Raw genomic sequence first — 25817 nt, 5'->3', positions numbered from 1 at the left:
ATTTTGACGTGCTTAGATGAAATTCTTACCCTGGTTGCTGAAATTCGTCGCTGCCATAACGATCATTGCTTCAAATACTCGCTTGATCATGAAATTCTCTCACCCGATGCTGAAATTTTCACATGCTTTGGCGAAATTTTACCCACGGATGCTGAAATTCCTCACTGCCATAGCGATCATTGCTCAAAATTCCCACTTTATCAAAATTTTATGTTGCGATGCTGAAATTCTCTCACCCGATGCTGAAATTTTATCGGTTTTAGAAGAAATTCCTGCAATAGATGCTGGAATTTTTACAGCTCATGATGAAATTTTATTGCGCTTAGGTAAAATTTCTACTCAAGATACTGAAATTGTTGAAAACAATAAAAAGCTAGCAGAAATTACCCGCTAGCTTTTAAACAATACGCTTTATAAGTGGAATCTTTTTGAACAATAAAGTTGAAACCAAGCTCAATAAAGCTGTTAAACCTACAACTATAATCATATAAATCACTGGCAGTTGCTCCACCATAGTATCACTAAATAATCGATCGAATAAATCGATAAAGATTGGGTGGATTAAATATATACCAAAGCTGTACTTCGCTAAAAGTTTAATGATTGGAGATGGCTTCTTATTGCCGAATCTCTTTACGGCCAGAAAAACTCCCATTGCAATAATCGGTGTTGTCAGAGATAAATAGTCATAAAACACTTCAACAACGCCGTCCTGAATCAAGCTGAAGTACCAAGTTCCTATCATGGTAGTTAATAACGCCACAAAACTAATTCCATAAACGAGGTATTCTTGTCTTAGATTAAAGTCTTTATTTGCTAAAATATAGCCTAGCAACAAATAGCTGCCATAACCCAGCATATATTCAAAACCACTAGCAACTTGTAATCCATAAATCTTAGATATCGCTGTAACAATTGCGCTTATTGTAAATGAGATCAGCACAAATAAGTAAAGATCTCTCTTGTCTACTAGTTTTATAACTGATTTAAATAGCGGAAGTGCTAGATACAACCCAATAATTGCATACAAGTACCACAAATGATACTTAGTATCGTTTTCAAACAGGTTTACCAGTATTTCTTTGACCGACACATCTGTAAAGGTGAACCGGCTTTCCCAAAAAGAAAATAGTACAGTCCATACGATGAGTGGAATTAATAACATAATGACACGTTTACTTAAAATTTCTCTATAGGTTTCATTTTTATCAAGAAGTAACATGCCACTTAACATAAAAAATATTGGAACCGACCACCTAGCAAGGCTATCAAACACATTACCTACCCACCATTGGTAAGTTCCAACCTCTCCAAATACAAATTTCATTGAGACATGTATTAATAAAACACCAAAAATAGCTAGTGCTCTTAGGTTCATTGCATAATGAATCATCTTATTCACCACACTCTAAAAGTTGCCTAGCCATTGTATAGCCTATCAAAACGCAATAAAACCTAAATAACACTTATTTAAACTTTTTGAAATGGAATTTTAATATGGGGGATTCTGTTGATGTTATTTGGTGAGTAAAAAAACTAACTAGTTGTGAACCCCTCTATAACTCACATAAGTGCCACCTAACAAATCTCCTAACCTTCTTCGGTCACTTCTACTAAGCAAAATAATCACTTCAACTATTAAAATTGGCAGTGTGACATTTCTAATTAATACTTGCCAATAGTTTAAAGGATTGCCTTGAACGTCATAAATCTCTAACCCAAAAATTCTTTTGCCAATACTTCTCTTGAAAAATGAGTCTTTAAAAATAGGTGTTAAATAAACTACAAGATTTAAATATGTATTGACTTTGCTTGTAACTTGAAATTGATCATTTGAAACAAACGGGAGTATTAGAAGAACCAAAATAATTCCAAGTAAAGTCATTAAAAAATAGTCAACGATGAAAGCCAACATCCTATTTGTCTCTATATTTTTCGACATAAAACCACCCTTACCGAGAGAAGCCATTATTGCGAACCTAATTGTCTAACTTCAGTCTTTGAAAGAAAATCCCCAAGCCGCTTTTTAAAAATAAACAATGGTATTAAGCCCCAAAAAGCGAAATAGTCGATGGGTCGAAACAAGTTTCTAACTAAATATTGAATAAATGATACGTCCCGAACTCCTGTTTTTTAATGGCGATAAATAATAGGATTGATAAGGTAATTAATAAAATAAATAAGTTCTTTTTCTTGGAATCATGTGTTCAACACCTTTGAACAAATTGTTACCAGGACTTTTGGTAATTAATAACTTGTGTATAGTACAAAGCAGACCGATTTTAAGTTGTAGTCTATTTATCTGATTTGTTTTCTAACTCTTTTAGAAAATCTGGGTCTATCCAAACTTCTTTCACTTCATATCCTTCTAAATCTGATTCATTTATGGTATATCTCTCAATAGAATTTAAAAAGTCTTTAAATGAATCTGCAATAAAATACAGATCATTAATAGTTATTTTTCCATCTTCATAGTTAAGTTCTTCTTCATGATCCCAAAAGTAAACATAACCGTATTTAAATTGTGATAGATTTAAACATACCAAATTTCCGCCTGCATCTCTTCCGATTGATATACATGTATTTGGTATTCTATTTTTGAATGATTCAAATTGGGTAAATAAATCATCTTCCGACCCTAGTCCGAACATAGATGTCAAAATAAATTTTTGTTCACCATGTCTATAATAAGTACTAACACTATCTTCTACATAACCTCCATTATGTTTCCGCAAAAACTCGATGTAATCATCTGGCAACTCATACCCAACCTTTTCAGAAAATGCAACTAGCTCATTTTCATTAAATCCTTTATTTGAAAGTATGTTGATCATAAAACACCTCCGTCATTTTTCTATGAAAGTTATAATCGTCATTTAAAGCTTCACTTTAACAATCCTTATCTAAAATCGCTTCTTGTTGTACTTGTTTCTTAATCATCTACATCAAGTAGATAATCATAAAATTTCTCATTTAAAGCGCCATTTGTTTTCAATGTCTTGTTGTTCTTTTCAACTACTAAATCAACAGTATATTTGTCTGCTAAGTCATCTCCACCATCAATCATTACTAATATTGAGTGAATAGTTCCTGTTATCAGTTCGTCTAATACTCTCTCATATGCTTCTTTTTCTTCATCATTTTCAAATAAATGTTGCAACTTTTTATATTCTTCTTCATAATCAGACCAAATTAAGTCAGCATTTTCATCTAAACTTTCTAATGAAGTTTTCACCCAATAATCTTTAATAGATTTTAATTGCTCAAACAGTTGCTTTTTTTCATCCACTTCAGCCCCTCCTAGTGTCTTTAACTATAATTATACTTTATTAACGTATGAAACGATCAATTATGCCTAGTAAAAGTGTATAAAATAAAGGCGAGGTTACTAACAGGATCATAAAGTATTGTTTCATATGTCTTGGGTGTAATTTAAAACAAGTGATGATAAATGGTATTAAAACTAGAGGCTGGATAATGAAATTAATATATATCCCAATTAACCCCGCACTGGAAAAATAAATTATATAGAAAAAAGTATGAACAAATAAGAACACAAAGAATGCAGTCCAGATAGTTGATCTTATTTCTCTTGAGTAAACAAGGGTTATATAAACAAGTAAAGTTAAAGCTACGATACTCAAGGCATAGAAATCAATTCCTTTTAGAAAAATTAGAAATGAGGCAACTATACCTGATAAACCGATTGTCCAATTTGATTTTAATTTAACTATAAATATCACACCCTGTTCTTAGGTAAAGGCAATACGATCGTGTTCATACTGCTCTCCGTTAAAAATTCGTTAATTTATCAATATTAATGTCGTCCATTTTAAAAAGATCCAATACTGCTGAGAAATATTATCTAATCTTATATCTTAATTTCTTATACCTATAGAAATCATAACTAATATGACTATTAAACAGGGAAGATTTATTAAACTAATAATAGTGTTAAAACCTAATGTAATTAAGCTATTACGATGTTTTACTGCCTTAATAAATAAAATTATATGTGCTAAATAGGAAATGATATAAAGAAAGAAAAACAGCGTTAAAAAATTATCTATACCCCACATTAAAAAATAAAATATAATAGATGCAGTACCTAGAAGTATTGATAACAAGCTTTGTTTGTATTTTTTCCTATTAATCCTAAGACTCATATATTACCTCCATACTTAGTTCGAAAGATCAGGCTGCACAATCAATCGTTAATTATCTATTAATAAAAACCTAAGGACACAAGAGATAATATGATAAGCATGTTATATAGAAATATCAATAAACCTATAAATAACATTACTTTATTAGACCTATGCCTATAACCTAAAACAAGTAATATTAACTGTACTAGAATAAATGTAAAAAATAAGGTTGTTATTATGAGGCCCCAATAAAAATTGGTAACTTGAAAGGTAACTAAAACACTAAGTAAAATTGACGGGAATACCCCTAATAACAAAGATAGAAGTGAATAAAGATTATCTTTGATGTATGTGATGAACAAATACAATCCCTCCTATACCCTCAGATAAAAGTATGTAAGTCATTTAAATTTATCAGTATTTAATACCAATAAAGAAAAAATATATAGTAATCAAAACTAATAATAGATTATATATACTTATTACTAAACTAATAATTAGCAATAAAATGTTCTCTTTTAATTTTATTGCCTTAATTAAACAAAATATATGGGCAACATATAATATTACACTTAGCTCAACAGGCATATACCAAACCTCAGATGTTAGTTCCATTGATTTATACCACAAATAAATTGATAAAATCGACAAAACTAGTGAGAAGATTGAATAAATACAACTGCGATTTAAAAACTTTTCTTTCAACATTAATTCACCGCCTTACACAATGAATCTAGGATATACCTTCGCGCCAACGTATGGGCTTGCATGTGTATGATCTGGATCTAACTGCAATCAGTATTTAAAACTAATCATAAATGCATAGGTAATAATTAAAACTAGTAAAAGATTATATATAATTAAATTAATTAATAGCAGTACCTTATTTTCTTTAACTTTTACTGCTTTAAGAAAACAAAATATGTGAGCAACATAAAGAACTATACTTACCTCTATGTATGGTTTATATGGAACATCTGTTGTAATACTCATACCTTTGTACCACAATAATATAGATAAAAATGCCATAAGTATTGAACTAGTGGAATATAGGTAACTTTTGGTCAATGAAGACTTACTTAAATAAGATCTCATCAATTCCCTCTCCATCCAGTTGTTTCTATCATTTTAACTGCTACAAATTCATCTATAGGCTACTGATAACTTTAGTTGGAGATAATAAGTCTTTTCTTACAAAAGTATTAATACCATAATAAACATTAATGCTATTAATGTATTATAAGATAACACTACTGTACATATAATTAATAATCCTAAGTTATGCTTTTCTGAGACAGCCATACCATATGAAATAATTTGAAAAAGATATAATATCACAGCAAATAAAGAATTAATAATATCAAAAACACCTGAAGTATATACATATGAGTCAATATATATAAATACATTAAAAAGGATGCCAAAAATGATACTAATAATAGGTAATACAATTTTAGTTTTATTGCCTATGTTGCCACTAAAGGGGATCATTTAACTATACCTCTTTTTTACAAGCAGCAATATATCAATACTTGCTGCTTAATTTTCATTAGATACAAATTTTAAAAACTTACCGACCAGGACAATATTGAGATCACTATTAGTAAGTTAATACAAAGAAATATAGTTAAAAGTATCAAAAATGACCAATGAGATTTATGTTTAAAAGCTAAAACTGTCATTATTAATTGAGTTAATAATGTAATGTAAAACAATATTGTTAGGAGCATATTTATAAAATAATTAATGTAAAAGTGATTCGTAAATTTAATTAATACAAGAGGCATTACTCCGATCATTATAGAAAGGGTCGCATAATAATTATCTTTTATTATATCCTTTAGCAATAGTTAACCCCCTTTGTATTTGTAACAGTCAACGTAAGTCGTAAATATTTACCTCGTCTTCATTTTGTGAAAATATTTGTTGAGAATCCTTAGTGAAAAATACATTGTCGAATGTAGGGTTTGAGATATATTTTCTCTCTAACCTTTCTCCTCTTGAAACATCATGTATTTCAATTCGGTTGGAATCCCCGAATAGACCTGAAGCATATACTTTTTGATAGACAATCACAAATGTCTCTTGATCTAACCACTTCCATAATTTCACAAAAGAATGCCCTGTATCATCTTCGTAAATAATCTCACCTTTTTGATTAAAAACTTGTATACCATTTATAAAACTACCTATTTTGGTACCGTCTGGGCTTAATGCAACTAAAGACATTGGTTTATCAGTAACTTTAGAAGTCTCTTCAGAATTTATATCAAATTTGTGAGTAGAATTACTTGCTAAACGGTCATAAAATAAAAGGTCCTTATTAAATACAGCGAATTTATTATCAACTGACTTATTATAAACATGATCGGTCATTTCAAGATTTAATTCTAGTATGTTTTGTTCCTCATCAATTTTAATAATAGTGCTACCATCATCATTTGAGTAATTACTTGAAACATATTTAGGTAACCCATCTTGATTCCAGCTTATTATAACACTTGGCCACAAATGTTCAGGGAATTTTATCTCAGATTTAATTGAATTTGAATTTAAGTCGTAGATGGTTATCCCTTCGTTATTGGATACACCTAATAATGTTTCATCTGAATTAAGACTTAATTCGTGTCCGACTATAGGTATCTCTTTTCCGCTATTTTTTTCTACATTCCATAAATAAGTGGATTTCGAATCAGAATATATAAATCTTTTAGAATCCTTAAACCATAGAATTCTAGAATATTTCCCTATTTCAACATCGAAATTACTAACTCTACTGTTAGTTCTAGAGTCATAAATAAATATTTCTTTCCACTCATCATTTGATTTATTATTTGTAGTTAAATAGTATTTTCCATCAGGTGATGGTTGTTTTAAATGAGCTAATTTGTCAATTGAATGAGTATCTGTTTTTTTTATATCGGTTTTAAAAAACAAAAAAGTAAGGGTGGCTGTAATAATAAATAAACCTACAATTATAATTAATTTTTTGTTTGCTTTCATAATAAACCAACCTTTAATCCCAGATTTGTTTTTTTTATAGTTCACTGTAAGTTTGTGTACTTATGAAATAATACTTTGACGTTTAAAATCAACTAAGTCAGGATCAATTTCCACTAGTCTATTCTCAAATTCATCCCACCCATTTTCCTTAATAAATATTGCTTCATCGAACGTAATTGGAAATAACCAAGTTTGGATGATTGGCAAATCACCCTCTATCTTAAAAGTCTGGAAAGTTTCAGGGAAATATACAGGAATTGATGTATATAACGCTTCTAAGCTAGAATGTTCAAACATCTTTCCATACGGACCTATTACATCTCCTCTTAAATATGCAACCTTATTATTTATTGCTTGTAATCCTACTTGTTCTAGAATTCCAGGAATATTCTTATCTCCAAAATTAGAGTACGAAACAAATATTAGCTCCTGTCTAATTTCTTTTTTTGAAGTAGGTGAAATTAGTTTCAGTTTGCTTAAGCCTAAAGTTGAATAAGTTACAGTTCCCGAAAACGGTCCTCTTTTATACTTTACTATTTGGAAAGGAAGTATATTGTCTTCAGAGTCTTTTTTCCATCCATATTCAATTTCACCTAGATGACTTTCTAAAAAGTCGATATAATTATCCATTAATTTTTAATCCCTTCTTCCCCCACGTATAATACAGCTAGGACATTCGAGTCGTGTCCCTCATTTTAATAATTCTATTTAATATATCGGTTTTTAAAAGTCTTATATTAAATTTAATAACAAAAAAAGAAACCTTGAAAGGCATTTAGCCAATCAAGGTTAAAAATGTTATTCAGCTTTCTCTTCCAAGCCTTGGACTTGTAATTTTAAGCCACCAAATCTTTTTGCTAAAAAGTTATATACGGCTGCGATAAGCATGCTAAGCAATCCGTAAAATGCAATAAAGAAGAACGGCATGATGATAAACGGACCAAATGTCGCCACCCAATCTAGCTGACTGGTAGACATTCCTATAACAGAAGCAACGATCCCGACCACAAAGAATATCGATAAAGGTAATGAAAGTAAGTATACAAGGACTTTAAAAACACTTTTTACTCCAACTCTTTTAACTTCAACTTGATTCATTTTTTTACTCTCCTTTTTGTGAACCTAGTAGATAGAACTACTGGGCTATAACTGATGTAACTTGTTTTATGAATTGATCATAAACTTATAATGACTAAATCTTAGTGAATAATATTTTATAAGTCTTTCACTCACTAATATTTTTGTCACGATCCTCCTTTCTATAAAAGTGCATATAAAAAGCCCACCAAAAAAGATTGATGGACTTCCAAAACATATCCAACCCTTTTCGGTAACCCGTCGGTCATAGTTTGAAACCTTAGACCCGTGACTTTGCGTCCCCATTTTTCAATGGGTTTGCCTTTATCGAAGTTTAATTTTGACTGAGTATAATTAATCATTGGTGAGCTTAACCAGTACTTATATCGGAACATTTTCCCACTCATTTATGCTTATTCAACAAAAATTAATTAATTTTATTAAGAGATGTACCACTTTTTGATTTAGCCCCACCATAATACCCTCAATAAATAACTGTTTACTTCCTGGAATAGCTTCCTTATTTCTTGACCCATCTTAGCCCTACTCTTCCATTTGTTGTATACGTAACAATATAGATGAAAATTGGATAGTCAGTAATTTGACTACCTAATTCCGTAAATTGATAAAAGACTTGTTCTTTCGTTCCACCTGCGTCTGGGTGACCGAGACCATCCTCATCAAAGTAACCGATGAGTTCCCCATCGTAGGTCCACTGTTCATAAAGCATTTGGCTCCGTGTTGACCTAAACCCTAGCGATTATCATTCAAAACATTTTATTTCCTACCATAAATATTAATCCATATAAAAATCGCCACCTAAAAGTCGACTATAAACACATACTTATTAGGTGGCGTTTTCCTCCTCCCATTATAGATTAATGCTCTATAATCCCTAAGGATGCTTTGCCGTATTATTTCTATTCTATTTCGTTTAATAGTTTTTTAAATACTTCATCATATGGACCTGGACTTAGACTATAAACCTCAGCAACCTTTTTAACAGCTGTGTATATTTTATTTATAAACTCGACTTGTTGTTCTGAAAATTCAAGTTTAGAAAATTCATCCCAATTTAAAGAAGTCTCTACTTGAAGAATACCACCTTTAAGGTCTAAAATATTAACTTCATTAGCGTCAGTTAAGTCAGTATCAAAAAATATTTGTAATGTATCAATCCCTCCTGTATCACATTCACTGCTTTCAATGAAGCTATTAAGTCTATCTTCTAAAGGATATAATAACCTAAACTTCTTAGAAACCATCCTAATTGATGTTTGAGGTCTTGAGGAAATTTTCATATTTATAACTCCTTTTAATGGTAACTTTTATTATAAGGTGGCTTATTTCCAAATACTTTTTCATAACTTCTAATATACCGTGTTTCTAAAGACTTTGCTCCACGTTTACTTAATCCACCCTTTAACAATGTTGTTTCTACTTCAATACCTAGCTTAGAAAATCTTCTTGCATGTTGTTGTCCACGCTTTTTATAACCTTGTGTAGTTTCACCAAATCTGATTATCTCACCTGTTCTATTTTCTCTGACAACATATAAATCAGTTGGTTTTGGAGAATCTAATGAATTACCATGTATCTTTTTACCCGTACCCTTATTAAAAAACTGCAAATCCAACACTAATGGTGGTGTCTGTAAAGTTTGACTAGTATTTGGGGCATTTCCATTACGCTTATCATCATTGACTCTCGGCTTAGATTCCTCAACATCTGTACCACTTTGCTTGTTATTACCGCCCCTCGAGTTTGAAGCCGCATTTCCTACCCTTCCTAATCCTTTGGCACCGACGGCCTGGACGCCAATTTCCCCGACCATTTCTGATCGCGTATAAGCATCGCCGTCTCGGAAAGCCACATAATAATTATGGGCACCCGTTGCGATATCGTCTAGAGAGGTCGTCGTTGCTGTATGATAGACAGCCGTTCTAGATATTATGTCGGATTGTTATAGCCATAGTTTAAACGATGAAGGAAGTACCAATCGAAGATTATTTCCTATTACATCGTGAGTTAGCAACCATGGACAGGTTTTATTTATCGATATTAGAAAAGGTATGCAAAGTGTTAGACATCGGCATTCAGAAGTTAATCGAGGTGGAGTAGTCCTCACTCTAGTAATCGTTCTATGTACGTCAAAGTTGCGAAAAAATTTAAAAGGCAGGGTGAAAGCGAAGATAGGTGTTTGGTGAAAAGAAATGGTGGTAACTGATGATATTGTGATTATTTTCAGAAGGTACATTTTCTTAAATAGGGCATACAATTTACAGTTGTTGTACGTACTCTTTAATTTGATAAAGCAACAAATAGGGCTTAAAAGGGTTATCTCTATCCTGTAAGTAATAAGCAGTTTAATCGTTACGGGGTACTAATTAAAAGAAGTGCATAACTTAATATGCACTTCTTAATGTCTTTACTTCTCTGGTTTATAAACAATCAAGTCTATATGATTATCACCACTAGAAGTAGTAAGATTGTCAAAATGGTCATGATAATTCGGGTCTTTTGTTTCATAATACGTCATTGCAATGAGGTATTTTCCCAACTCTCTAAATGCTCTATCACTGCCTTTTAAATGCACTTCAAATTTTCCATTACTCACAAATTCATCTTTTTCTAAGTCAAATGTCTCTCCTTCAATGACATCAATACCTATTTCATCTAAACATTCTGGGTCTTTTACTCCCCCCTCGAAGATACCTTTTTCCTCATCTTGCTTACCCTCAAAGAACTCTAGTTTTAAACTAACCTCTTTGCTTCTAGACTTCATTATTAAATCACCTTGCTCTTTCTAACATCTCAAAGGCTTTATTAACCCACCTTTGTATGTCCTTATTTTTTCTTATAGACTTTTCTAAATTTCTTATATCATTTGGGCTGTTTAGATATATCTTTTGCTTTCCACCTGTACCTTTTAATTGGATATGAACATTTTCCTGTACTTCCACCTGTTGGATACTCCATATCAACTCTAACCTGTCTTTTATTAATTGTTGTATTTACTATTGTTTTAGAAATACCTCCTGTAAAACCTTTCCCAATATTATCTCCTGCTGCTGGTTTAGTAAGTTTAGGAGTACCCTTATCTTTAATTTGTTCAGCATCGACGTCCTTCTGACTTTTCCTACTTTTGTTCAGAGACTCAATGCCATTTTTTATACCTTTTCCAACCGTTTGCACGGCATCGGCAGCTATTCTTCCAGGTTTAGTGAACAAAAATACTCCAGCCACGAATTTGTCACCTGACGATGCTTCGGTATCGACAATGGTTTGAATATCTTCGCTTAAAAAATCAGCGGTAGCAGAAAAACCATAGCCAAATGCCGCTGGTGTTGGGGTGTTCCTGTAACCTCCTAATACTTTCCGTTTATCTTCAAATGTGAGTGGGTCTTTTGCATAATAGGCCCTGTTTTCATCTTGTTCAAGACCAGCAACTTGATTTTCCATCGCATAAGCTTTAATTTTCTTTAATTCAGCTGAACTTAATGAGTCATTAGAATTAACTACGTGGTTGCCTGTAAATGAATTGACGATATCACGAACAACCATTTTACCATTATGATAAACTTGCTTGACCTTTTCCATCGGATTATGAAAACTCATCGAACCTGAGAACACTTGCTTACTACCTTCTGGAACCTCACCATGTCGAATTAATGCTTCATAGTTTTGTTCCATCAGGTCTTCAGCTGTCGTGATTTTTTCATAGCTTTCTTTTGTTACCTCATACCAATAATGATCTTCTGTTCGACGGTCTACTAGTTTTAACGTTCCATCTTCTAGAAGATTGGCTTCATGCGATGCAATATAATGCCAACCGACGGTAGTCATCACATCCCACGTCAGTTTAATGTCCTTTTCGCCAACATGTTCTTGGTAGTTTCCAGATGTTTCATCAACGGTAAAATGATTTTGAAATTCGTAACGCCATTGTTCTTCATAGGTCCCAACCTCGACATACTCAGTGAAGTTTTCTTGGGCTTTAACTTCTTCCGGCACGTTCCCCGTCGGATCCCAATAGTTCACTGGATCATTCATCACATACGCATAACGGTTTTGCGATAATGGCGTGTCTAGGGTGCCTTGGTACGTGTCTTCTTGTAGGAAGCGTCCGATTTTAGCGTCGTACGTGCGGGCCTGCATGTCGATGAGGCCGGTGTCTTGGTCGTATTGGTGGCCGGTGTAATGGTTCGTGTTGTATGGGGCCGTAATACCGGTCATCAAGCCGCCAAAGGCATCGTAACGGTAGCGTTCGATGATGTCGCCGTGGCGATCGGTGAGTTCACTGACGGATGACATGCCGTCATAGTGATAGTACATTAAGCCGCCGGTTGTTTTCATGCTTGGGTTTTGGCCTGGGATGCTGCGGCCATGGTAGCCGAACACTTCTGTTTAATTTCTGCATTTTCTACTTAGTATTTCGGATTATAAAAGCAACAGTTTAATTACTAAAAAAAGAAAAACCCAATTAGGGACATTTTATAATGTCCACTAACTGGGGTATAGTTCACATTTAGACAATCAAGATTATATAAATAGAACATTAAAGTCACTTAGCATCATTTCATTTTTTTGATGCATTATTTAAAAATGTATTTAACTTATCACTAATATTTAAATTTACATTTTCTAAATTATTTTTTTCGACATCTACTTTTTTAAAGTTCATTATAAAACTTTCAAAAGAGTCAGATACTAAATATACATTTTCTCCATCCATTTCGTGAAACCAAAAGTAAATTTTATTTAGTTTGTCGTCTTTCGTTCCAATGCAAACTAATTCTCCTCCTGGTAAATCTGCAATAGGAATTAAATTCTCAGGTAATAATTCTTTATAAAAGTTTATCTTGTCCTCAATATTATTTTCATCATTATATAATCCATAAATTGAGTCTATTTCAAATTGTGCTTGCTTAGTATTATTTGATAAGTCTTTTGATGGAATAAAGCAATAACCTTCTCTAATATAAGCATTACCATAGTGTTGTAGATAAAATGAATAATCTTTAGGTAACTTTATCTCATATTTTCTTTCTAGATTTTTTATATGGTTTACGCTCCAGCTTTCAATAATCTCTTTCAAGTCAAAATCAATTATTGTTTCTAACTTCTCTTTAAAACGTTCCATTTTTAATACCCTCCTCGTAAATCAGATGCCGAACCAATATGCGGAATAAAACACCCCTAAAAGTCGAATTAATATTACATTACGACATATGGGGTGTTTTTTCCTGTTTCATATTATTGGGTTACTCTAAATCCAATCAAGGTTCTTACAGTCGTTTCTATTTACTTACATATGATATAAATTCGTCTACAGAGGCTCCGAATTTTGTAGGGTTTCGTTCCTTAATTTCAGTTACAAGCTGCACCACAATTTTTCTAACATTAACGTCACCCTGCAAAATTACTTTCGCGTAAATTTTACACGAAGGTTTATGATTTAGTATTCTTTTATGAAAGGTTTTAGCCCATTCTTTTGCATGTGGTAACATATAACGTAAAGATTCTGACAGTTTTTTTAAGGATTGTTCTGAACCAAATACTTTATCATAACCTTCAACTGCATGTATTAAACCGAACATAACCTCATCATTTTCCGTTGCGTCATCAAATCCTAAACATAGATTTTCTATATGATTAAGATCATTCAAACTTAAAATTCTTGAAATAGCATTTTCAAAAGCTAAAATTTCTTTTTGATTTTTAAGAGAGCGGTTATCTATTAGAATTTGGGTTAATCTATTTATGTCCAATAAGAAACTCCTTTCATTGATTTTTGAATACTTCTGGATACATTTGTTTATTTAAATCAATTACTTCCAAAAGTCCTTGTTTAATTTTTGGAGTGTATAGTCCATCATTTTGATAAATTCTGCGCGCATTCCAGATATCTCCAGAGTGTCCCTTGGAGATAAATCATACACTTCTTTCAAAAGCATTATTAACTAATCTCTGCCTTTGATTTCACCTAATAATTAATCCAAACTTTGTTTTGAAATTATGCAATATACATTACTACTATTTGCAAGAAATATGGTAAATTTAATAAAAAGATTAGTGAGTTAAAAACTATTATAATAACATTATTTTTCCTTTTTATAGCTAAAATAAACTAGGGTTATAGTTGATTAGGATTGGATGACTCGTTTAACAGTCCAAAAAAATCCTCATGAATATATTATTCATGAGGATTTAGCTTTTACACCCTAGTAATTTGAATATTTTCGAGACCTACATCTGAAAACCTATCTTTTATTATACTCTCTTTTAACGGCAAACAATGCAACACTACATGAAACGGTGTTGGTGGGGTTGGGTATGAGTCATATTCTCTTCCGTTAACCCACTCCTGAATAGTAGAAAGTAATATATCCTTAAATACTTTTAAATCTTGACTACTATTTGTTAATAATTCATCAAAATTACTAATTACTAGTATATACCCATCTCCATCCAACCACTCTAAATCATTAATACACTCATCAAAAGCTGCCCAATTTTCTCCGAAATAAGTTGGAAACTGTAATTTAATAGCAAACTCATCAAATAGTCCTTCAACATTAGAACATTTTTTTCCGTCTATTTCTTTAATTATTATATTATTTTTTTTGCGTTCCTCAATCTGTTGAACAAAAGAACTTTTGCTAGTCTCATTAGCTATTAAGAAGTGTATATATGGTTCTTGTAAGAGATTTAAATTTTTACCTAATGTCATACTGTCACCCCACTATTCAATCCTTGTAAATGTTTTATAATGGTCATTAGTATACCAAACTGAACCGTCTTTACCTATAACTATTCGTTCAGCACCTCTGTTTTGCCCTTTTACATGAGGATGAATATCATATTCCTTGTAGGTAGTGTTTTGTGGAAGAACTTGCCCACCATCTCGAACATCATTTTTAAACTCCCTTCCACCTTTATATCCTTGTGGTGGTGTACCATTATTTTGCTTGATTTGTTTTGCTATATCTTTAGCGTTTTGTGGTACAGTAACATTTACCTTACCCTCATTAACACTTGGATTTGAATCCTCAACATCTGTACCACTTTGTTTGTTATTACCGCCCCTCGAGTTTGAAGCCGCATTTCCTAACTTTCCTAACCCTTTGGCACCGACGGCCTGTGCCCCAAATTCCCCGACCATTTTAGATCGCGTATAAGCATCGCCGTCTCGGAAGGCCACATAATAATTCTCTGCGCCCGTTGCGATATCGTCTAGAGAGGTCGTCGTTGCTGTATGATATACAGCCTGTGTTGTTTGGATTGGATGGGTAACAGTCGTGTAGACACCTTGAACAGTGCCTTGCGCACCATTCAAAACACCTGACCCAAATCCGGCGGCAATTTGCCATGCCGTGTGCCAGCCACCTTTGTCGGTTGGCTGCTGCCGTCTACTTTGTAACGTCTTATAGGCTTGGTTCTCTCTAGCTTCTAAGCGTTGAATACTGTCATGCTTCGATTTGGCGTTTGAGTAGTTGACTAATTCATCAAAGCTGTTGGAGTCAAAACGACCTTTCTCAAAAACGCTTGGGTATTGTTCATGAACCTCGTCAAAGGTCATGGTGCTAGATCCCGTCTTATATTGACTCACCGGAACGTTCCCATGCTGGAGTAACCATTCGAGATTCGTTTTTAACATGTCCTCGGCGGTGATGGTTGTCTCGTAAAAATTTTCCGTGAATTGATAAAAGACTTGTTCTTTCGTTCCACCTGCTTCTGGGTGACCGACGCCATCCTCATCAAAATAACCGATGAGCTCCCCATCATAGGTCCACTGCTCATAAAGCATTTGGCTCCATGTGATGGTTTTGGCCGATGACGTTTGGGTTTCCTGTAAGTTCAGTTTTTCACCATCTAAGTTTGAGTAATAACTACCCTCTTGGTAAGTATATTTCCACGATTCAAGACGGTCATCGCGTTCTTCTTGACGGTGAAAATCGTTGAAGTTGGTGACCGCTGCTCGGTTTTCATCTGTTAACGCTTCAGGCACATTCCCCGTCGGATCCCAGTAGTTCACTGGGTCATTCATGACGTACGCATAACGGTTTTGCGATAATGGCGTGTCTAGGGTGCCTTGGTACGTGTCTTCTTGTAGGAAACGTCCGATTTTTGCGTCGTATGTGCGGGCCTGCATGTCGATGAGGCCGGTGTCTTGGTCGTATTGGTGGCCGGTATAATTGTTCGTGTTGTATGGGGCCGTGATGCCGGTCATCAAGCCACCAAAGGCATCGTAACGGTAGCGCTCGATGATGTCGCCGTGGCGATCGGTGAGTTCGCTAACGGATGACATGCCGTCATAGTGATAGTACATGAGGCCGCCGGTTGTTTTCATGCTCGGATTTTGGCCTGGGATGCTGCGGCCATGGTAGCCGAACATTTTTTGCGACACGACGCGGTTATTTGGTCCCGTATGGTACTCGGCATATGGTGAGCCGGATGGGCTGTATTCTTTGTGTGTTACGTGTGATTGGCCTTCATAGACGTATCGACTTTCGACTAGTCTTTTTCAGGAGTTTTGTTTTCATTAAGTAACGTCTACGTTTTATTTCGGTTGTTATTTTTTATATTTTACTATTAATCAATTCAAAGTGGATTTTTATAATTCCACTGTTAGTTTAAATATTAGTGATAAATTAAATAAGCTTCGTGATGGACTAAGCCTTAGTGATTACCACCCAATCATTTTATTTTTAACTATAAATATTAATCTGTATAGAAAAAACACCCTCTAAAATCGAATTAACATTACAATACGACATAGGGGTGTTTTTTCCTGTCTCATATTATTGGGTCACTCTATATTGCCAAACAAGGTTTCAAATTGATTATATTATATCTTAGGTATATCAATCTCTTTACCTAGAGACTTACTAATTAGAACTTCAGGAAGGTCAGGGTTATTCTTTTTTAACTTATACTTCTGAATTTTTGTTAATTCAGGGTCAAAAGAAATGCTCTGTGATTTAAAGTCTAAGCTTAATAGTTTATTATAAATCTTCTTCATAAAAACCTTCCATTCCTCTAATGAAGAGCTTGCAATTCCATCTAAACTCTCTAACAAACGGTAGCCATCTGCATAATGAAACATTAGTAAACCTGTCCCCAAATCACAAGCCTCATTATCTAAGATAACTGTTGGTATCTCAAGCCCATTATCCCAATTATAATTTGCAGCAAAGTAATGAAGTAATAAATGGTTGTCTATATTCATTAACTGGTTAATTACATAATCTTTATCTGTATTATAAAGTAACTGTTCAAGAAAAATTGTATCTTTATAACCCATAAATACTTACCCCCTTACCATATTGCACTACAATTATTTTTCCAACTGTTTAAGTTTTCTTTCCCAAAGTTCTACTGTTGCACCTTGGTTTGGATACAAAGGTAAACCATTTTCTTGTAATTTCCTTAGATTTATTTGTAACCCATATACCTGGTTTTGTAAGTTACCAACACTTTGATTTAAATCAATTCCGTTTAATGCTCTTTCGACTACTTCATTATAAACAGAATGATACCCCCTGTGCCTAAACATGGAACTTATATCACTATCTGGTACTCTTAGAAAAAGTTACTAGTTCTGCTTTTTATCCCTCAACACAAAGTATATAGTCCCTAATGCAATAAAAAGCCCAAACGCAACCCCTATAATGTCACTCTCTCTAATTGAAAAGTAAACCAGGTAAAAGGTTAATGTGAAAACTGTTATTTTAAATAGCACCCCTAGGGTAAATAGTAACTTCTGTTTTAGCTGTTCACTCGCAAATAAGTAGATTAATATGCCTAACCAAACCATAACACTTACAGAAATTAATCCAATCCAATCAAAGAGTCCCCAAGTTATTATGCATAAACTAATTGTAACCCAGACTATTTTTATATAAGGATTCAATTTTATATGCAAAAATGTGAGCATTATTAATAGAAATAAGAGGCAAATTATTATGATTAAGGAACCAGGTCTGTTGAAAAAACTCTCCCCTATCATTATTAGAATTATAGAAAATAAATAACTCAATGAAAATATACTTAAGTAAGATCTCATCAATATTCTCTCCATTCAGTTACATTACTGACGCTTCCATTGTCAATATCAATAATCAATTGTTCTGTTGTACCTGTCTCTCTATGAGTTCTATATATCATTGTTTTACTCTCACCAACTTCAGGGAAATGATAATTTAACCCAATATTACTTGTTGCATTGTTAACAAAATCTTCATTTATATATTCGCTAGCTAAACCACTGGCAGCGCCTGTAATATGTTGATTGATATTTAATATTGTAATATTAGGTACAATTCTTGCCAAAATTACTCCACCTGCGTAAGAGCTCGCCAATCTACCCAAACGGCCATGATTATACTCAAATTTCGTTTGAATATGCGACTCTTCATACCATTCATAATCTGGATTAGCTTCGTAATATATTTTTCCTTCTTCATTAACTCTAATATACTTTTCTTTACCACCATCTAAATCAATAGAAACAATTTCTTGAGGAGGATTTTCTTCAGATAACACCCCATCTAAATGTGAGTATTGTTTACGTAAATTAGTTTCATTTTCTTTTGCCTGTTCCATCAATTCATGATTTCCTATTGATTTTGCTACTTCATATTTAAGTTTTTCTTGATTAATTAGTTGGTTGGCTTTCCACAACTCAGGGTGTTCGAATCCTCCTGTGGTGCCTTCCCATCCAATTTCATTTTGGTTGATTAATTCATTGTTATTTACTGTTAAATTTGTATTCGATGATACACCTGGTAACATATTTAAGAATTCATTTACTAATTTCTTACCACTATTAAATATTTCACTAAATTTCTTTTGAGGATTATGAAAACTCATCGAACCTGAGAACACTTGCTTACTACCTTCTGGAACCTCACCATGTCGAATTAATGCTTCATAGTTTTGTTCCATCAGGTCTTCAGCTGTCGTGATTTTTTCATAGCTTTCTTTTGTTACCTCATACCAATAATGATCTTCTGTTCGACGGTCTACTAGTTTTAACGTTCCATCTTCTAGAAGATTGGCTTCATGCGATGCAATATAATGCCAACCGACGGTAGTCATCACATCCCACGTCAGTTTAATTTCTTTTTCGCCAACATGTTCTTGGTAGTTTCCAGATGTTTCATTAACGGTAAAATGATTTTGGAATTCGTAACGCCATTGTTCTTGATAGGTCCCAACCTCGACGTACTTCGTGAAATTGTCTTGGGCTTTAACCTCTTCAGGCACATTCCCCGTCGGATCCCAGTAGTTTACCGGGTCATTCATGACGTACGCATAACGGTTCTGCGATAATGGGGTGTCTAGGGTGCCTTGGTACGTGTCTTCTTGTAAGAAACGTCCGATTTTTGCGTCGTATGTGCGGGCCTGCATGTCGATGAGGCCGGTATCTTGGTCGTATTGATGACCGGTGTAATTGTTCGTGTTGTATGGGGCTGTGATGCCGGTCATCAGGCCGCCAAAGGCATCGTAACGGTAGCGTTCGATGATGTCGCCGTGGCGATCTGTGAGTTCGCTGACGGATGACATGCCGTCATAGTGATAGTACATCAGGCCGCCCGTTGTTTTCATGCTTGGGTTTTGACCTGGGATGCTGCGGCCATGGTAGCCGAACATTTTTTGCGACACGACGCGGTTGTTTGGTCCGGTATGGTATTCGGCGTATGGTGAGCCTGATGGGCTGTATTCTTTGTGTGTGACATGCGACTGGCCTTCATAGAAGTATCGGCTTTCGACGACTTCCATCTTCTGTTTGCCTTTGCCGCGTTTCTTTAAGCCCCATGCGTTGCCTTGACCTGGATGTTCCTCAAAATTAGGTCCCTTGCCTTTTCCTTTGCCGTTACCATTGCCTTTTCCAGGACTATAACCCGGTCCGTGTCCTTGGTCTGGGTGCTCGTCAGTAATCGGGTTACCAAGTTCGCGCCACATACCACTTTCACGTGTGGCTTTACGTCCTAAAGCATCGTAGCCGTACTCGACATAGCTTTCGTCGCCAAACATCACAGCACGTAGACGATTCGCGGCATCATACGTATAGTCACGCTCTTGATCAGGTCCGGCTTCACGAACGATGTTACCGTTTTGGTCATATTCGAATGTATGGTTGCCTGCTTGGGTTAACTGGTTATTGGCATTGTAGTCGTATTCGGTGACCTCACCGTCCTTTGTTTCAGTTAGTCGGTTGCCGACCTTGTCATACGTATATTCCACATGTTCTGACGGTTCTACGTAGTATTTCGGCTCATTGAAGCCATAGTTTAGTTTTAACAAGGACAAAAAGAAACCTTGAAAGGCATATAGCCAATCAAGGTTAATAAATCTGTAATATTCTTGCTCTTTCTAACATACAAAAGACAGTTGCTTAATTAAACGATATAAAAGCATCATTTTTATAATAATAATAAAAAGCATTAAATAAGTCTAATTCAGAGCACTCTATAAGTTGTTGATGTGCATTATCAACAATATCTTGAACATCGGCTATAGATAACACATACTTAAAATCATTATCTAAAGCAAATTTAGGAACTTCTTCATCATCCTCTAAATCATCTAAATTATACAAATAGCACTTAGAACTTAGAAACCATTCTTCATTACTAGGTAAAAATAGCGAATCATCCCAATTGAAGTCCATCGCATTCAACAATACGCTTCTCAGTTCTATTAATTTTTCCATAATTAATTCCTCCAATTAATTATCGTCCACCACCCCAATTTTCCATTCCACCACGCCCATCTGGATGGAGAATTTGTTGTATTGGACCTTTTGCTTGATGCTGGTTCCTAGGTACTAATTGTAACACACCTTCACGGTCAGCATGATGATGCCAAGTTACCTCTTTTGTAGGTGCATTACGTGAAAATTTTCCTCTGCTACCTGGTTGTACTCCTTTACTAATTCCTGGGTATAACCCCTCCATTTGTTGTGCGAATTTTGTATCCTTCTGGAACGCAATATATAGTTGCTCATTAGCATTTTGAAAGTGTCTTGGCGAACTTACATTAGGGTACATACCTTTTGGTAAATTCACTTCATAGGCAACAGAGTATATCCCTTTATTAGAAGACCACTTACTAGAATTATCCGTACCATTATCATTAACACTCGGCTTAGATTCCTCAACATCTGTATTACTTTGCTTGTTCTTACCACCTCTCGAGTTTGAAGCCGCATTTCCTAACCTTCCTAATCCTTTGGCTCCAACGGCCTGGACACCAATTTCCCCGACCATTTCTGATCGCGTATAAGTATCGCCGTCTCGGAAAGCCACATAATAATTATGGGCACCCGTTGCGATATCGTCTAGAGAGGTCGTTGTTGCTGTATGATAGACCGCCTGTGTTGTTTGGATTGGGTGGCTAACAGCCGTGTACACACCTTGAACTGTGCCTTGCGCACCATTCCAAACACCTGACCCAAATCCAGAGGCAATTTGCCATGCCGTGTGCCAGCCACCCTGTTCGGTTGGCTGCTGTGGCCTACTTTGTAACGTCTTATAGGCTTGGCTCTCTCTAGCTTCTAAGCGTTGAATACTCTCATGCTTTGATTTCGCGTTTGAAAGGTTAACTAATTCATTAAAGCTATCGGAGTCAAAGCGACCTTTCTCGAAAATACTAGGATATTGTTCATTTTTTCAAGTCAAAAAACAGAGAGTGGATTGTAATAATAAGGCTTTCGTAATGGACTATGCCTTAGTAATTACCACCCAAACCATTATTATAGAAAACACCCCCTAAACGTCGAATTAACATTACATACGACATAGGGGGTGTTTTTCCTGTCTCATATTATTGGGTCACTCTAATTTAGCCAATCAAGGTTTTTCTTTAGGTATTACTATCAATCTTTATCATTTTTTAATTCTTTTAAAAAATCAGGATCAATCCAAACATCTTCAACTTTGTAATCAGCTAGATCATCTTCATTATAATAATATGGTTCCATAAGACTTAAAAATTCTTCAAAATTTGTTGCAACTCTTAAAAGTGAATTAGCAGATGAAACATTCTCATTCAAAAGTTCCGTATCATGATCCCAAAAACTTATTAACCCATTATCAATATTTAAACAAACTATATTGCCCCCTTCTGCTCTACATATAGGTATATTCTCACTTGGTATCCGTTCTTTATAAGTTTCATATTGTGATTTTAAATCATTTATTTTCTCATTATTGACTCCAAAAAATTCAGTTACAGAAAATGACTTTACTTCTTCATTTTGTAGTTCAACAATATTCAATTCAGGAATGCCCCCATTATATTCTTTTAGGAATTTTATATATTCTTTTGGCAAATTAATCCCTAATTCTTTTTGAAAATTGTTAAATTCTTTCTCATTAAACTTTACTTTGCTAGGTCTTATTTCAATCATTATTACACCCCTTTCATATAACTTATAGACATCAAGGCGCCAAGCCTTTTCTTATCAATGCTGCACCACCAGTATGTCTTACAGCCTGATGTAAATCTGTAGGTACTAACATTAACGTCTTTCCATCTTCAACGTGATGCCATGTGTGACCACTAGGAGTTTTCTTTAACCCCGCAGCCTTATTCGCAGCTGTAAAATCGCCGGTTGTATTACCTTTAAGCCCATCTACTTTTACTTTAGTTTTAGAATAAGGACTAAAGTCCGGAAAACCATCATTTGTGAATTTTACTCCATTCGGATACTTTTTAGCTAAATCACCACTTAAATTATAAGTTTTTCCTGCATATTTCTTATTTATAATTCTAACACCATCATATCTAGTACCTTTACCAACTTTATTCGAACTAGAACCAAAAGCATTTAATTTTTTGCCAGCCTTCACTACTTTACCTGCAGGTGTGATAGAAGCCACGGCAAGTAAGTCATAGCCATTCCAGTTTCCATCCGTTAGAGTAGCAAGGTCATCACCTATAAAGAAATTGTAAGTTGGCATGACTGCATCTTCAAGTGTAACAGAGCCTTCCTCTTGGCTATACTCTTGCCCTGCTTGGTTGATTACTTGGTGGTAATCGCCTCGATTCATGGTCCTTACATCATCGAGTGTCATTGGACCACTATCTTGTCGGTCTAGACTCTTCAACGCTTGGCTCTCTCTGGCTTCTAATCGTTGGATGCTTTCATAATTGGTCTTAGCCTGAGATAGGTTAACTAATTCATTAAAGCTATCGGAGTCAAAACGACCTTTCTCAAAAACGCTTGGGTATTGTTCATGAACCTCGTCAAAGGTCATGGTGCTAGATCCCGTCTTATATTGACTCACCGGAACGTTCCCATGCTGGAGTAACCATTCGAGATTCGTTTTTAACATGTCCTCGGCGGTGATGGTCATCTCGTAATCATTTTCCGTGAATTGATAAAAGACTTGTTCTTTCGTTCCACCTGCGTCTGGGTGTCCGAGGCCATCCTCATCAAAGTAACCGATGAGTTCGCCATCATAAGTCCATTCTTCATAAAGCATTTGGCTCCATGTGATGGTTTTAGCCGATGACGTTTGGGTTTCCTTATAGTTCAGTTTTTCATCATCTAAATCTGAGTAGTAACTATCTTCTTGGTAAGAATACTCCCATGTTTCAAGACGATCGTCGCGCTCTTCTTGACGGTGAAAATCGTTGAAGTTGGTGACCGCTGCTCGGTTTTCATCGGTTAAGGCCTCAGGCACATGCCCCGTCGGATCCCAGTAGTTCACCGGATCATTCATCACATATGCATAACGGTTCTGCGATAATGGCGTGTCTAGGGTACCTTGGTACGTGTCTTCTTGTAAGAAGCGTCCGATTTTAGTGTCGTAGTGTAGTCTGTTCTATGCTCTTAGCGTCTAAGTTTTGATACTTAGTAGTTTATCAATTTGTTTCTCCTTTATAATCTACTAAAATAGTATTAAGCAATGGGTAAGCACAATCATTTTGTAGTACACATTTTTTAAAGCATTTGGGAAGTTTAATCCATTTACTTGTAGTTCATCTAAAACTAACTTCTGTGTTATAGCCATATGCCACTCTCCCACTCACACAACCACCTTTTTAGTTTGTGTCCTCTTCTTAGCTTAAAAGAGATTTTAGAAGTTGGTATTGATCTAATAACTCCATCATCATCCCGTTAAAAAGAAAATCATCTAGGTGTAAAAAAAATTATGAACAAGTTATTGATGTATTTATCTATATAGATTGAATTTTAGTGTATTAAAGGCTATTACTAGCATATGCACTTTAAGGGATTTGCAACAATATCAATACGTAGGGAAATATCATGTAACTTCCTTTGATAAAAAAGCAACCTTGAAAGAGCTAAATAACTCTCTCAAGGCTTTTATTAATAAAGCATTTTAATCTAAAGATTCTCTTATATCACTTGCAACAGAACCATAGCTTCCAATACCATAATCAATCCACATATCAGGCTTGTATCCCAATGGCTTTCCTTCTTCATTTACATATTCTTTAGTTTTGAAATCTAAAAATCCGTATTTTACTTTCTTATCCTCTTCGGTAACTGGTAAGGAACCAATAGTTTCAAAGTATCCCTTTAGCCACCCTTGATTATTAACAATTTGTGGTGGAATTAATAACTGATTAGCATCTAAATTATTCGTCATTTGCATGACATCCGACACATTCTTATAAACATATATCAAGTTCCACCCATTAACCATTATGTTTTTACTAGAAATTTTTGTTCTTATAACTTTACCATATACATATAAACTACTTTTCGGCTGAATTACAAAAACATCACCTTCTTTTGGTTTCTTTCTTGAAGCTTTCATTTTAATTAAGTCCATTAGCTTTGCACCTCCTTAATGACCACGCTCTTTTAACCATGCGTCTCCCCTTCTACTTCCGTCATACATGTGAACCTGCATTTCGATGAGGCAGGTGTAATTCCGACCTTGTCATACGTATATTTCACATGTTCTGCCGGTTCTACGTAGTATTTCGTCTCATTGAAGCCATAGTTTGAGTCGGTACTATGATAAAGTAAAACCTTGAGGGCATTAGCCAATCAAGGTTTAGGATCTATACTTCTTGCTTAACTAAGTCTAATAAAAAATCACCAAAATCGTTATCAATAATTTCATATGTTTGATTCTCTAAGTCAACACCTGGTATAAAAGTTACTACTTTTGGTTCTCCGTTTTCATCTAGTCGACTATAGTCTAAACAAAATATTTCACCAGTCCCAGTATCATATATAACTAGTAGATTCTCAGGTAAATTAGTTTCCTTTCGTTCTGTTAAAGTGTACCATATTGCGTCTGGAACTGATGAATTCTCAAAATCAGCATCAATAATTCCGTAAATCTCTTGTGCTCCGAAATTACCTGCTCCAAATGTCTTTAAATAATCTAAATAAAAACCAGTAAACTTTAACTTTAACTTTTTCTCAGCCAATCTAATTATTTCATCTGTACAACCACCCATAAAATCAGCTATTTCATCTTCTTTCAGAATTATTTCCTTTGCTTTTTGATAATTTTCTGCACTCATCTTCATCCACCTTTAATTTCAGAAATCATTAGCCCTATTTTTCCAGTAATCAGTCCGTCATTTGCT

27 protein-coding genes, 2 pseudogenes and 1 riboswitch are annotated in these 25817 nt (G+C 34.6%); of the genes and pseudogenes, 2 read left to right on the top strand and 27 right to left on the bottom strand.

Translation table 11 applies throughout. The features are described from left to right. Nucleotides 1-16: 16 nt before the first annotated feature. Nucleotides 17-394, top strand: a complete 378-nt coding sequence (locus EDC24_RS06675) for a hypothetical protein (RefSeq protein ID WP_124220943.1) — start codon at nucleotides 17-19, stop codon at nucleotides 392-394. Nucleotides 395-397: 3 nt separating this feature from the next. On the opposite strand, the gene EDC24_RS06670 is transcribed toward EDC24_RS06675, so the two are convergent. The 10 genes from EDC24_RS06670 to EDC24_RS06625 form a co-directional block, all read right to left on the bottom strand. After that, entirely contained in the window at nucleotides 398-1393 is a 996-nt protein-coding gene (locus EDC24_RS06670; protein WP_124220941.1) for an acyltransferase, read from the bottom strand. Nucleotides 1394-1540: 147 nt separating this feature from the next. Next, on the bottom strand, nucleotides 1541-1942 hold the full coding sequence (locus EDC24_RS06665; protein ID WP_170158487.1) for an RDD family protein: 402 nt from the start codon (nucleotides 1940-1942) through the stop codon (nucleotides 1541-1543). 352 nt (nucleotides 1943-2294) lie between these two features. After that, the gene (locus EDC24_RS06660) at nucleotides 2295-2834 is read right to left on the bottom strand and encodes an SMI1/KNR4 family protein (protein WP_124220937.1); all 540 of its coding nucleotides are present in this window, start codon (nucleotides 2832-2834) and stop codon (nucleotides 2295-2297) included. A 98-nt stretch (nucleotides 2835-2932) separates the two neighbouring features. Continuing rightward, on the bottom strand, nucleotides 2933-3289 hold the full coding sequence (locus tag EDC24_RS06655) for a histidine kinase (RefSeq protein ID WP_124220935.1): 357 nt from the start codon (nucleotides 3287-3289) through the stop codon (nucleotides 2933-2935). 2734 nt (nucleotides 3290-6023) lie between these two features. Next, nucleotides 6024-7151, bottom strand: a complete 1128-nt coding sequence (locus EDC24_RS06650) for a hypothetical protein (protein WP_124220933.1) — start codon at nucleotides 7149-7151, stop codon at nucleotides 6024-6026. A 60-nt stretch (nucleotides 7152-7211) separates the two neighbouring features. Beyond that, on the bottom strand, nucleotides 7212-7781 hold the full coding sequence (locus EDC24_RS06645) for a suppressor of fused domain protein (RefSeq protein ID WP_124220931.1): 570 nt from the start codon (nucleotides 7779-7781) through the stop codon (nucleotides 7212-7214). Between the two features lie 168 nt (nucleotides 7782-7949). Beyond that, nucleotides 7950-8249: a hypothetical protein gene (locus EDC24_RS06640; protein WP_124220929.1), complete on the bottom strand. Its 300-nt coding sequence runs from the start codon at nucleotides 8247-8249 to the stop codon at nucleotides 7950-7952. Between the two features lie 228 nt (nucleotides 8250-8477). Further along, nucleotides 8478-8561: riboswitch (cyclic di-GMP riboswitch) on the bottom strand. 187 nt (nucleotides 8562-8748) lie between these two features. After that, nucleotides 8749-8958, bottom strand: coding sequence for a hypothetical protein (locus EDC24_RS06635; protein WP_124220927.1), 210 nt, complete (start codon nucleotides 8956-8958; stop codon nucleotides 8749-8751). Nucleotides 8959-9148: 190 nt separating this feature from the next. Further along, a complete protein-coding gene (locus EDC24_RS06630; RefSeq protein ID WP_124220925.1) occupies nucleotides 9149-9529 on the bottom strand; it encodes a hypothetical protein in 381 nt (126 codons plus the stop codon). A gap of 14 nt (nucleotides 9530-9543) precedes the next feature. After that, nucleotides 9544-10101, bottom strand: a complete 558-nt coding sequence (locus EDC24_RS06625; RefSeq protein WP_124220923.1) for a hypothetical protein — start codon at nucleotides 10099-10101, stop codon at nucleotides 9544-9546. A 110-nt stretch (nucleotides 10102-10211) separates the two neighbouring features. Here EDC24_RS06625 and EDC24_RS15150 point away from each other — a divergent pair, with 110 nt between their 5' ends. After that, nucleotides 10212-10349 carry a hypothetical protein gene (locus EDC24_RS15150; protein ID WP_170158486.1) on the top strand — a complete coding sequence of 46 codons (138 nt, stop codon included), beginning with the start codon at nucleotides 10212-10214 and terminating at the stop codon, nucleotides 10347-10349. Nucleotides 10350-10656: 307 nt separating this feature from the next. On the opposite strand, the gene EDC24_RS06620 is transcribed toward EDC24_RS15150, so the two are convergent. The 17 genes and pseudogenes from EDC24_RS06620 to EDC24_RS06550 all read right to left on the bottom strand — a co-directional run bounded on the left by EDC24_RS06620 (nucleotide 10657) and on the right by EDC24_RS06550 (nucleotide 25751). Continuing rightward, entirely contained in the window at nucleotides 10657-11013 is a 357-nt protein-coding gene (locus EDC24_RS06620) for an Imm32 family immunity protein (protein WP_124220921.1), read from the bottom strand. A gap of 98 nt (nucleotides 11014-11111) precedes the next feature. Beyond that, complete coding sequence (locus EDC24_RS06615; RefSeq protein ID WP_170158485.1) at nucleotides 11112-12584, bottom strand: RHS repeat-associated core domain-containing protein; 1473 nt, start codon at nucleotides 12582-12584, stop codon at nucleotides 11112-11114. 223 nt (nucleotides 12585-12807) lie between these two features. After that, nucleotides 12808-13371, bottom strand: coding sequence for an SMI1/KNR4 family protein (locus EDC24_RS06610; RefSeq protein ID WP_124220917.1), 564 nt, complete (start codon nucleotides 13369-13371; stop codon nucleotides 12808-12810). A 157-nt stretch (nucleotides 13372-13528) separates the two neighbouring features. Further along, nucleotides 13529-13999 (bottom strand): Imm30 family immunity protein, encoded by a 471-nt coding sequence (locus tag EDC24_RS06605; protein ID WP_124220915.1) that lies wholly within the window; start codon nucleotides 13997-13999, stop codon nucleotides 13529-13531. A 446-nt stretch (nucleotides 14000-14445) separates the two neighbouring features. Then, the gene (locus EDC24_RS06600) at nucleotides 14446-14961 is read right to left on the bottom strand and encodes a barstar family protein (RefSeq protein WP_124220912.1); all 516 of its coding nucleotides are present in this window, start codon (nucleotides 14959-14961) and stop codon (nucleotides 14446-14448) included. A 12-nt stretch (nucleotides 14962-14973) separates the two neighbouring features. Next, on the bottom strand, nucleotides 14974-16581 hold the full coding sequence (locus EDC24_RS06595; RefSeq protein ID WP_170158484.1) for an RHS repeat-associated core domain-containing protein: 1608 nt from the start codon (nucleotides 16579-16581) through the stop codon (nucleotides 14974-14976). Between the two features lie 498 nt (nucleotides 16582-17079). Beyond that, a complete protein-coding gene (locus tag EDC24_RS06590) occupies nucleotides 17080-17535 on the bottom strand; it encodes a DUF4274 domain-containing protein (RefSeq protein WP_124220908.1) in 456 nt (151 codons plus the stop codon). 33 nt (nucleotides 17536-17568) lie between these two features. Further along, nucleotides 17569-17799 (bottom strand): annotated as a pseudogene (locus EDC24_RS06585) (AHH domain-containing protein); the annotation flags it as partial. Nucleotides 17800-18296: 497 nt separating this feature from the next. Beyond that, nucleotides 18297-20540, bottom strand: coding sequence for an RHS repeat domain-containing protein (locus EDC24_RS06580; RefSeq protein ID WP_124220904.1), 2244 nt, complete (start codon nucleotides 20538-20540; stop codon nucleotides 18297-18299). A gap of 91 nt (nucleotides 20541-20631) precedes the next feature. After that, a complete protein-coding gene (locus EDC24_RS06575) occupies nucleotides 20632-20949 on the bottom strand; it encodes a DUF7716 domain-containing protein (RefSeq protein WP_124220902.1) in 318 nt (105 codons plus the stop codon). Nucleotides 20950-20968: 19 nt separating this feature from the next. Beyond that, nucleotides 20969-21649: an HNH endonuclease gene (locus EDC24_RS06570; protein WP_124220900.1), complete on the bottom strand. Its 681-nt coding sequence runs from the start codon at nucleotides 21647-21649 to the stop codon at nucleotides 20969-20971. Between the two features lie 464 nt (nucleotides 21650-22113). Further along, nucleotides 22114-22647, bottom strand: coding sequence for an SMI1/KNR4 family protein (locus EDC24_RS06565; RefSeq protein ID WP_124220898.1), 534 nt, complete (start codon nucleotides 22645-22647; stop codon nucleotides 22114-22116). 31 nt (nucleotides 22648-22678) lie between these two features. After that, nucleotides 22679-23200, bottom strand: coding sequence for an HNH endonuclease (locus EDC24_RS15390; protein WP_281274509.1), 522 nt, complete (start codon nucleotides 23198-23200; stop codon nucleotides 22679-22681). A gap of 738 nt (nucleotides 23201-23938) precedes the next feature. Further along, a pseudogene (locus EDC24_RS15385) lies at nucleotides 23939-24046 on the bottom strand (RHS repeat-associated core domain-containing protein); the annotation flags it as partial. 87 nt (nucleotides 24047-24133) lie between these two features. Next, entirely contained in the window at nucleotides 24134-24256 is a 123-nt protein-coding gene (locus tag EDC24_RS15380) for a hypothetical protein (protein WP_281274500.1), read from the bottom strand. 333 nt (nucleotides 24257-24589) lie between these two features. Next, nucleotides 24590-25045, bottom strand: coding sequence for an immunity 26/phosphotriesterase HocA family protein (locus EDC24_RS06555; protein ID WP_124220896.1), 456 nt, complete (start codon nucleotides 25043-25045; stop codon nucleotides 24590-24592). A 235-nt stretch (nucleotides 25046-25280) separates the two neighbouring features. Then, entirely contained in the window at nucleotides 25281-25751 is a 471-nt protein-coding gene (locus EDC24_RS06550; protein ID WP_124220894.1) for an SMI1/KNR4 family protein, read from the bottom strand. Nucleotides 25752-25817: the final 66 nt, after the last annotated feature.

The sequence above is a fragment of the Aquisalibacillus elongatus genome (genome assembly GCF_003843875.1).
Classification (GTDB): Bacteria; Bacillota; Bacilli; order Bacillales; family Alkalibacillaceae; genus Aquisalibacillus; species Aquisalibacillus elongatus.
The sequence above is the reverse complement of the archived record's forward strand: the minus strand, read 5'-3'. Positions and strand labels throughout refer to the sequence as shown.

Bases quoted from the DNA above. Each gene is read 5' to 3' on its own strand.
- EDC24_RS06550 (WP_124220894.1), bottom strand. From the start codon at position 25,751: ATGAGTGCAGAAAATTATCAAAAAGCAAAGGAAATAATTCTGAAAGAA.
- EDC24_RS06645 (WP_124220931.1), bottom strand. From the start codon at position 7,781: ATGGATAATTATATCGACTTTTTAGAAAGTCATCTAGGTGAAATTGAA.
- EDC24_RS06635 (WP_124220927.1), bottom strand. From the start codon at position 8,958: ATGCTTTATGAACAGTGGACCTACGATGGGGAACTCATCGGTTACTTT.
- EDC24_RS06590 (WP_124220908.1), bottom strand. From the start codon at position 17,535: ATGGGTTATAAAGATACAATTTTTCTTGAACAGTTACTTTATAATACA.
- EDC24_RS15380 (WP_281274500.1), bottom strand. From the start codon at position 24,256: ATGGCTATAACACAGAAGTTAGTTTTAGATGAACTACAAGTAAATGGA.
- EDC24_RS06675 (WP_124220943.1), top strand. From the start codon at position 17: ATGAAATTCTTACCCTGGTTGCTGAAATTCGTCGCTGCCATAACGATC.
- EDC24_RS06660 (WP_124220937.1), bottom strand. From the start codon at position 2,834: ATGATCAACATACTTTCAAATAAAGGATTTAATGAAAATGAGCTAGTT.
- EDC24_RS15390 (WP_281274509.1), bottom strand. From the start codon at position 23,200: ATGCCAACTTACAATTTCTTTATAGGTGATGACCTTGCTACTCTAACG.
- EDC24_RS06595 (WP_170158484.1), bottom strand. From the start codon at position 16,581: ATGAAAACAACCGGCGGCCTCATGTACTATCACTATGACGGCATGTCA.
- EDC24_RS06670 (WP_124220941.1), bottom strand. From the start codon at position 1,393: ATGATTCATTATGCAATGAACCTAAGAGCACTAGCTATTTTTGGTGTT.
- EDC24_RS06575 (WP_124220902.1), bottom strand. From the start codon at position 20,949: ATGGAAAAATTAATAGAACTGAGAAGCGTATTGTTGAATGCGATGGAC.
- EDC24_RS06630 (WP_124220925.1), bottom strand. From the start codon at position 9,529: ATGAAAATTTCCTCAAGACCTCAAACATCAATTAGGATGGTTTCTAAG.
- EDC24_RS06555 (WP_124220896.1), bottom strand. From the start codon at position 25,045: ATGGACTTAATTAAAATGAAAGCTTCAAGAAAGAAACCAAAAGAAGGT.
- EDC24_RS15150 (WP_170158486.1), top strand. From the start codon at position 10,212: ATGAAGGAAGTACCAATCGAAGATTATTTCCTATTACATCGTGAGTTA.
- EDC24_RS06615 (WP_170158485.1), bottom strand. From the start codon at position 12,584: ATGAAAACAACCGGCGGCTTAATGTACTATCACTATGACGGCATGTCA.
- EDC24_RS06665 (WP_170158487.1), bottom strand. From the start codon at position 1,942: ATGTCGAAAAATATAGAGACAAATAGGATGTTGGCTTTCATCGTTGAC.
- EDC24_RS06610 (WP_124220917.1), bottom strand. From the start codon at position 13,371: ATGGAACGTTTTAAAGAGAAGTTAGAAACAATAATTGATTTTGACTTG.
- EDC24_RS06650 (WP_124220933.1), bottom strand. From the start codon at position 7,151: ATGAAAGCAAACAAAAAATTAATTATAATTGTAGGTTTATTTATTATT.
- EDC24_RS06565 (WP_124220898.1), bottom strand. From the start codon at position 22,647: ATGATTGAAATAAGACCTAGCAAAGTAAAGTTTAATGAGAAAGAATTT.
- EDC24_RS06640 (WP_124220929.1), bottom strand. From the start codon at position 8,249: ATGAATCAAGTTGAAGTTAAAAGAGTTGGAGTAAAAAGTGTTTTTAAA.
- EDC24_RS06600 (WP_124220912.1), bottom strand. From the start codon at position 14,961: ATGACATTAGGTAAAAATTTAAATCTCTTACAAGAACCATATATACAC.
- EDC24_RS06620 (WP_124220921.1), bottom strand. From the start codon at position 11,013: ATGAAGTCTAGAAGCAAAGAGGTTAGTTTAAAACTAGAGTTCTTTGAG.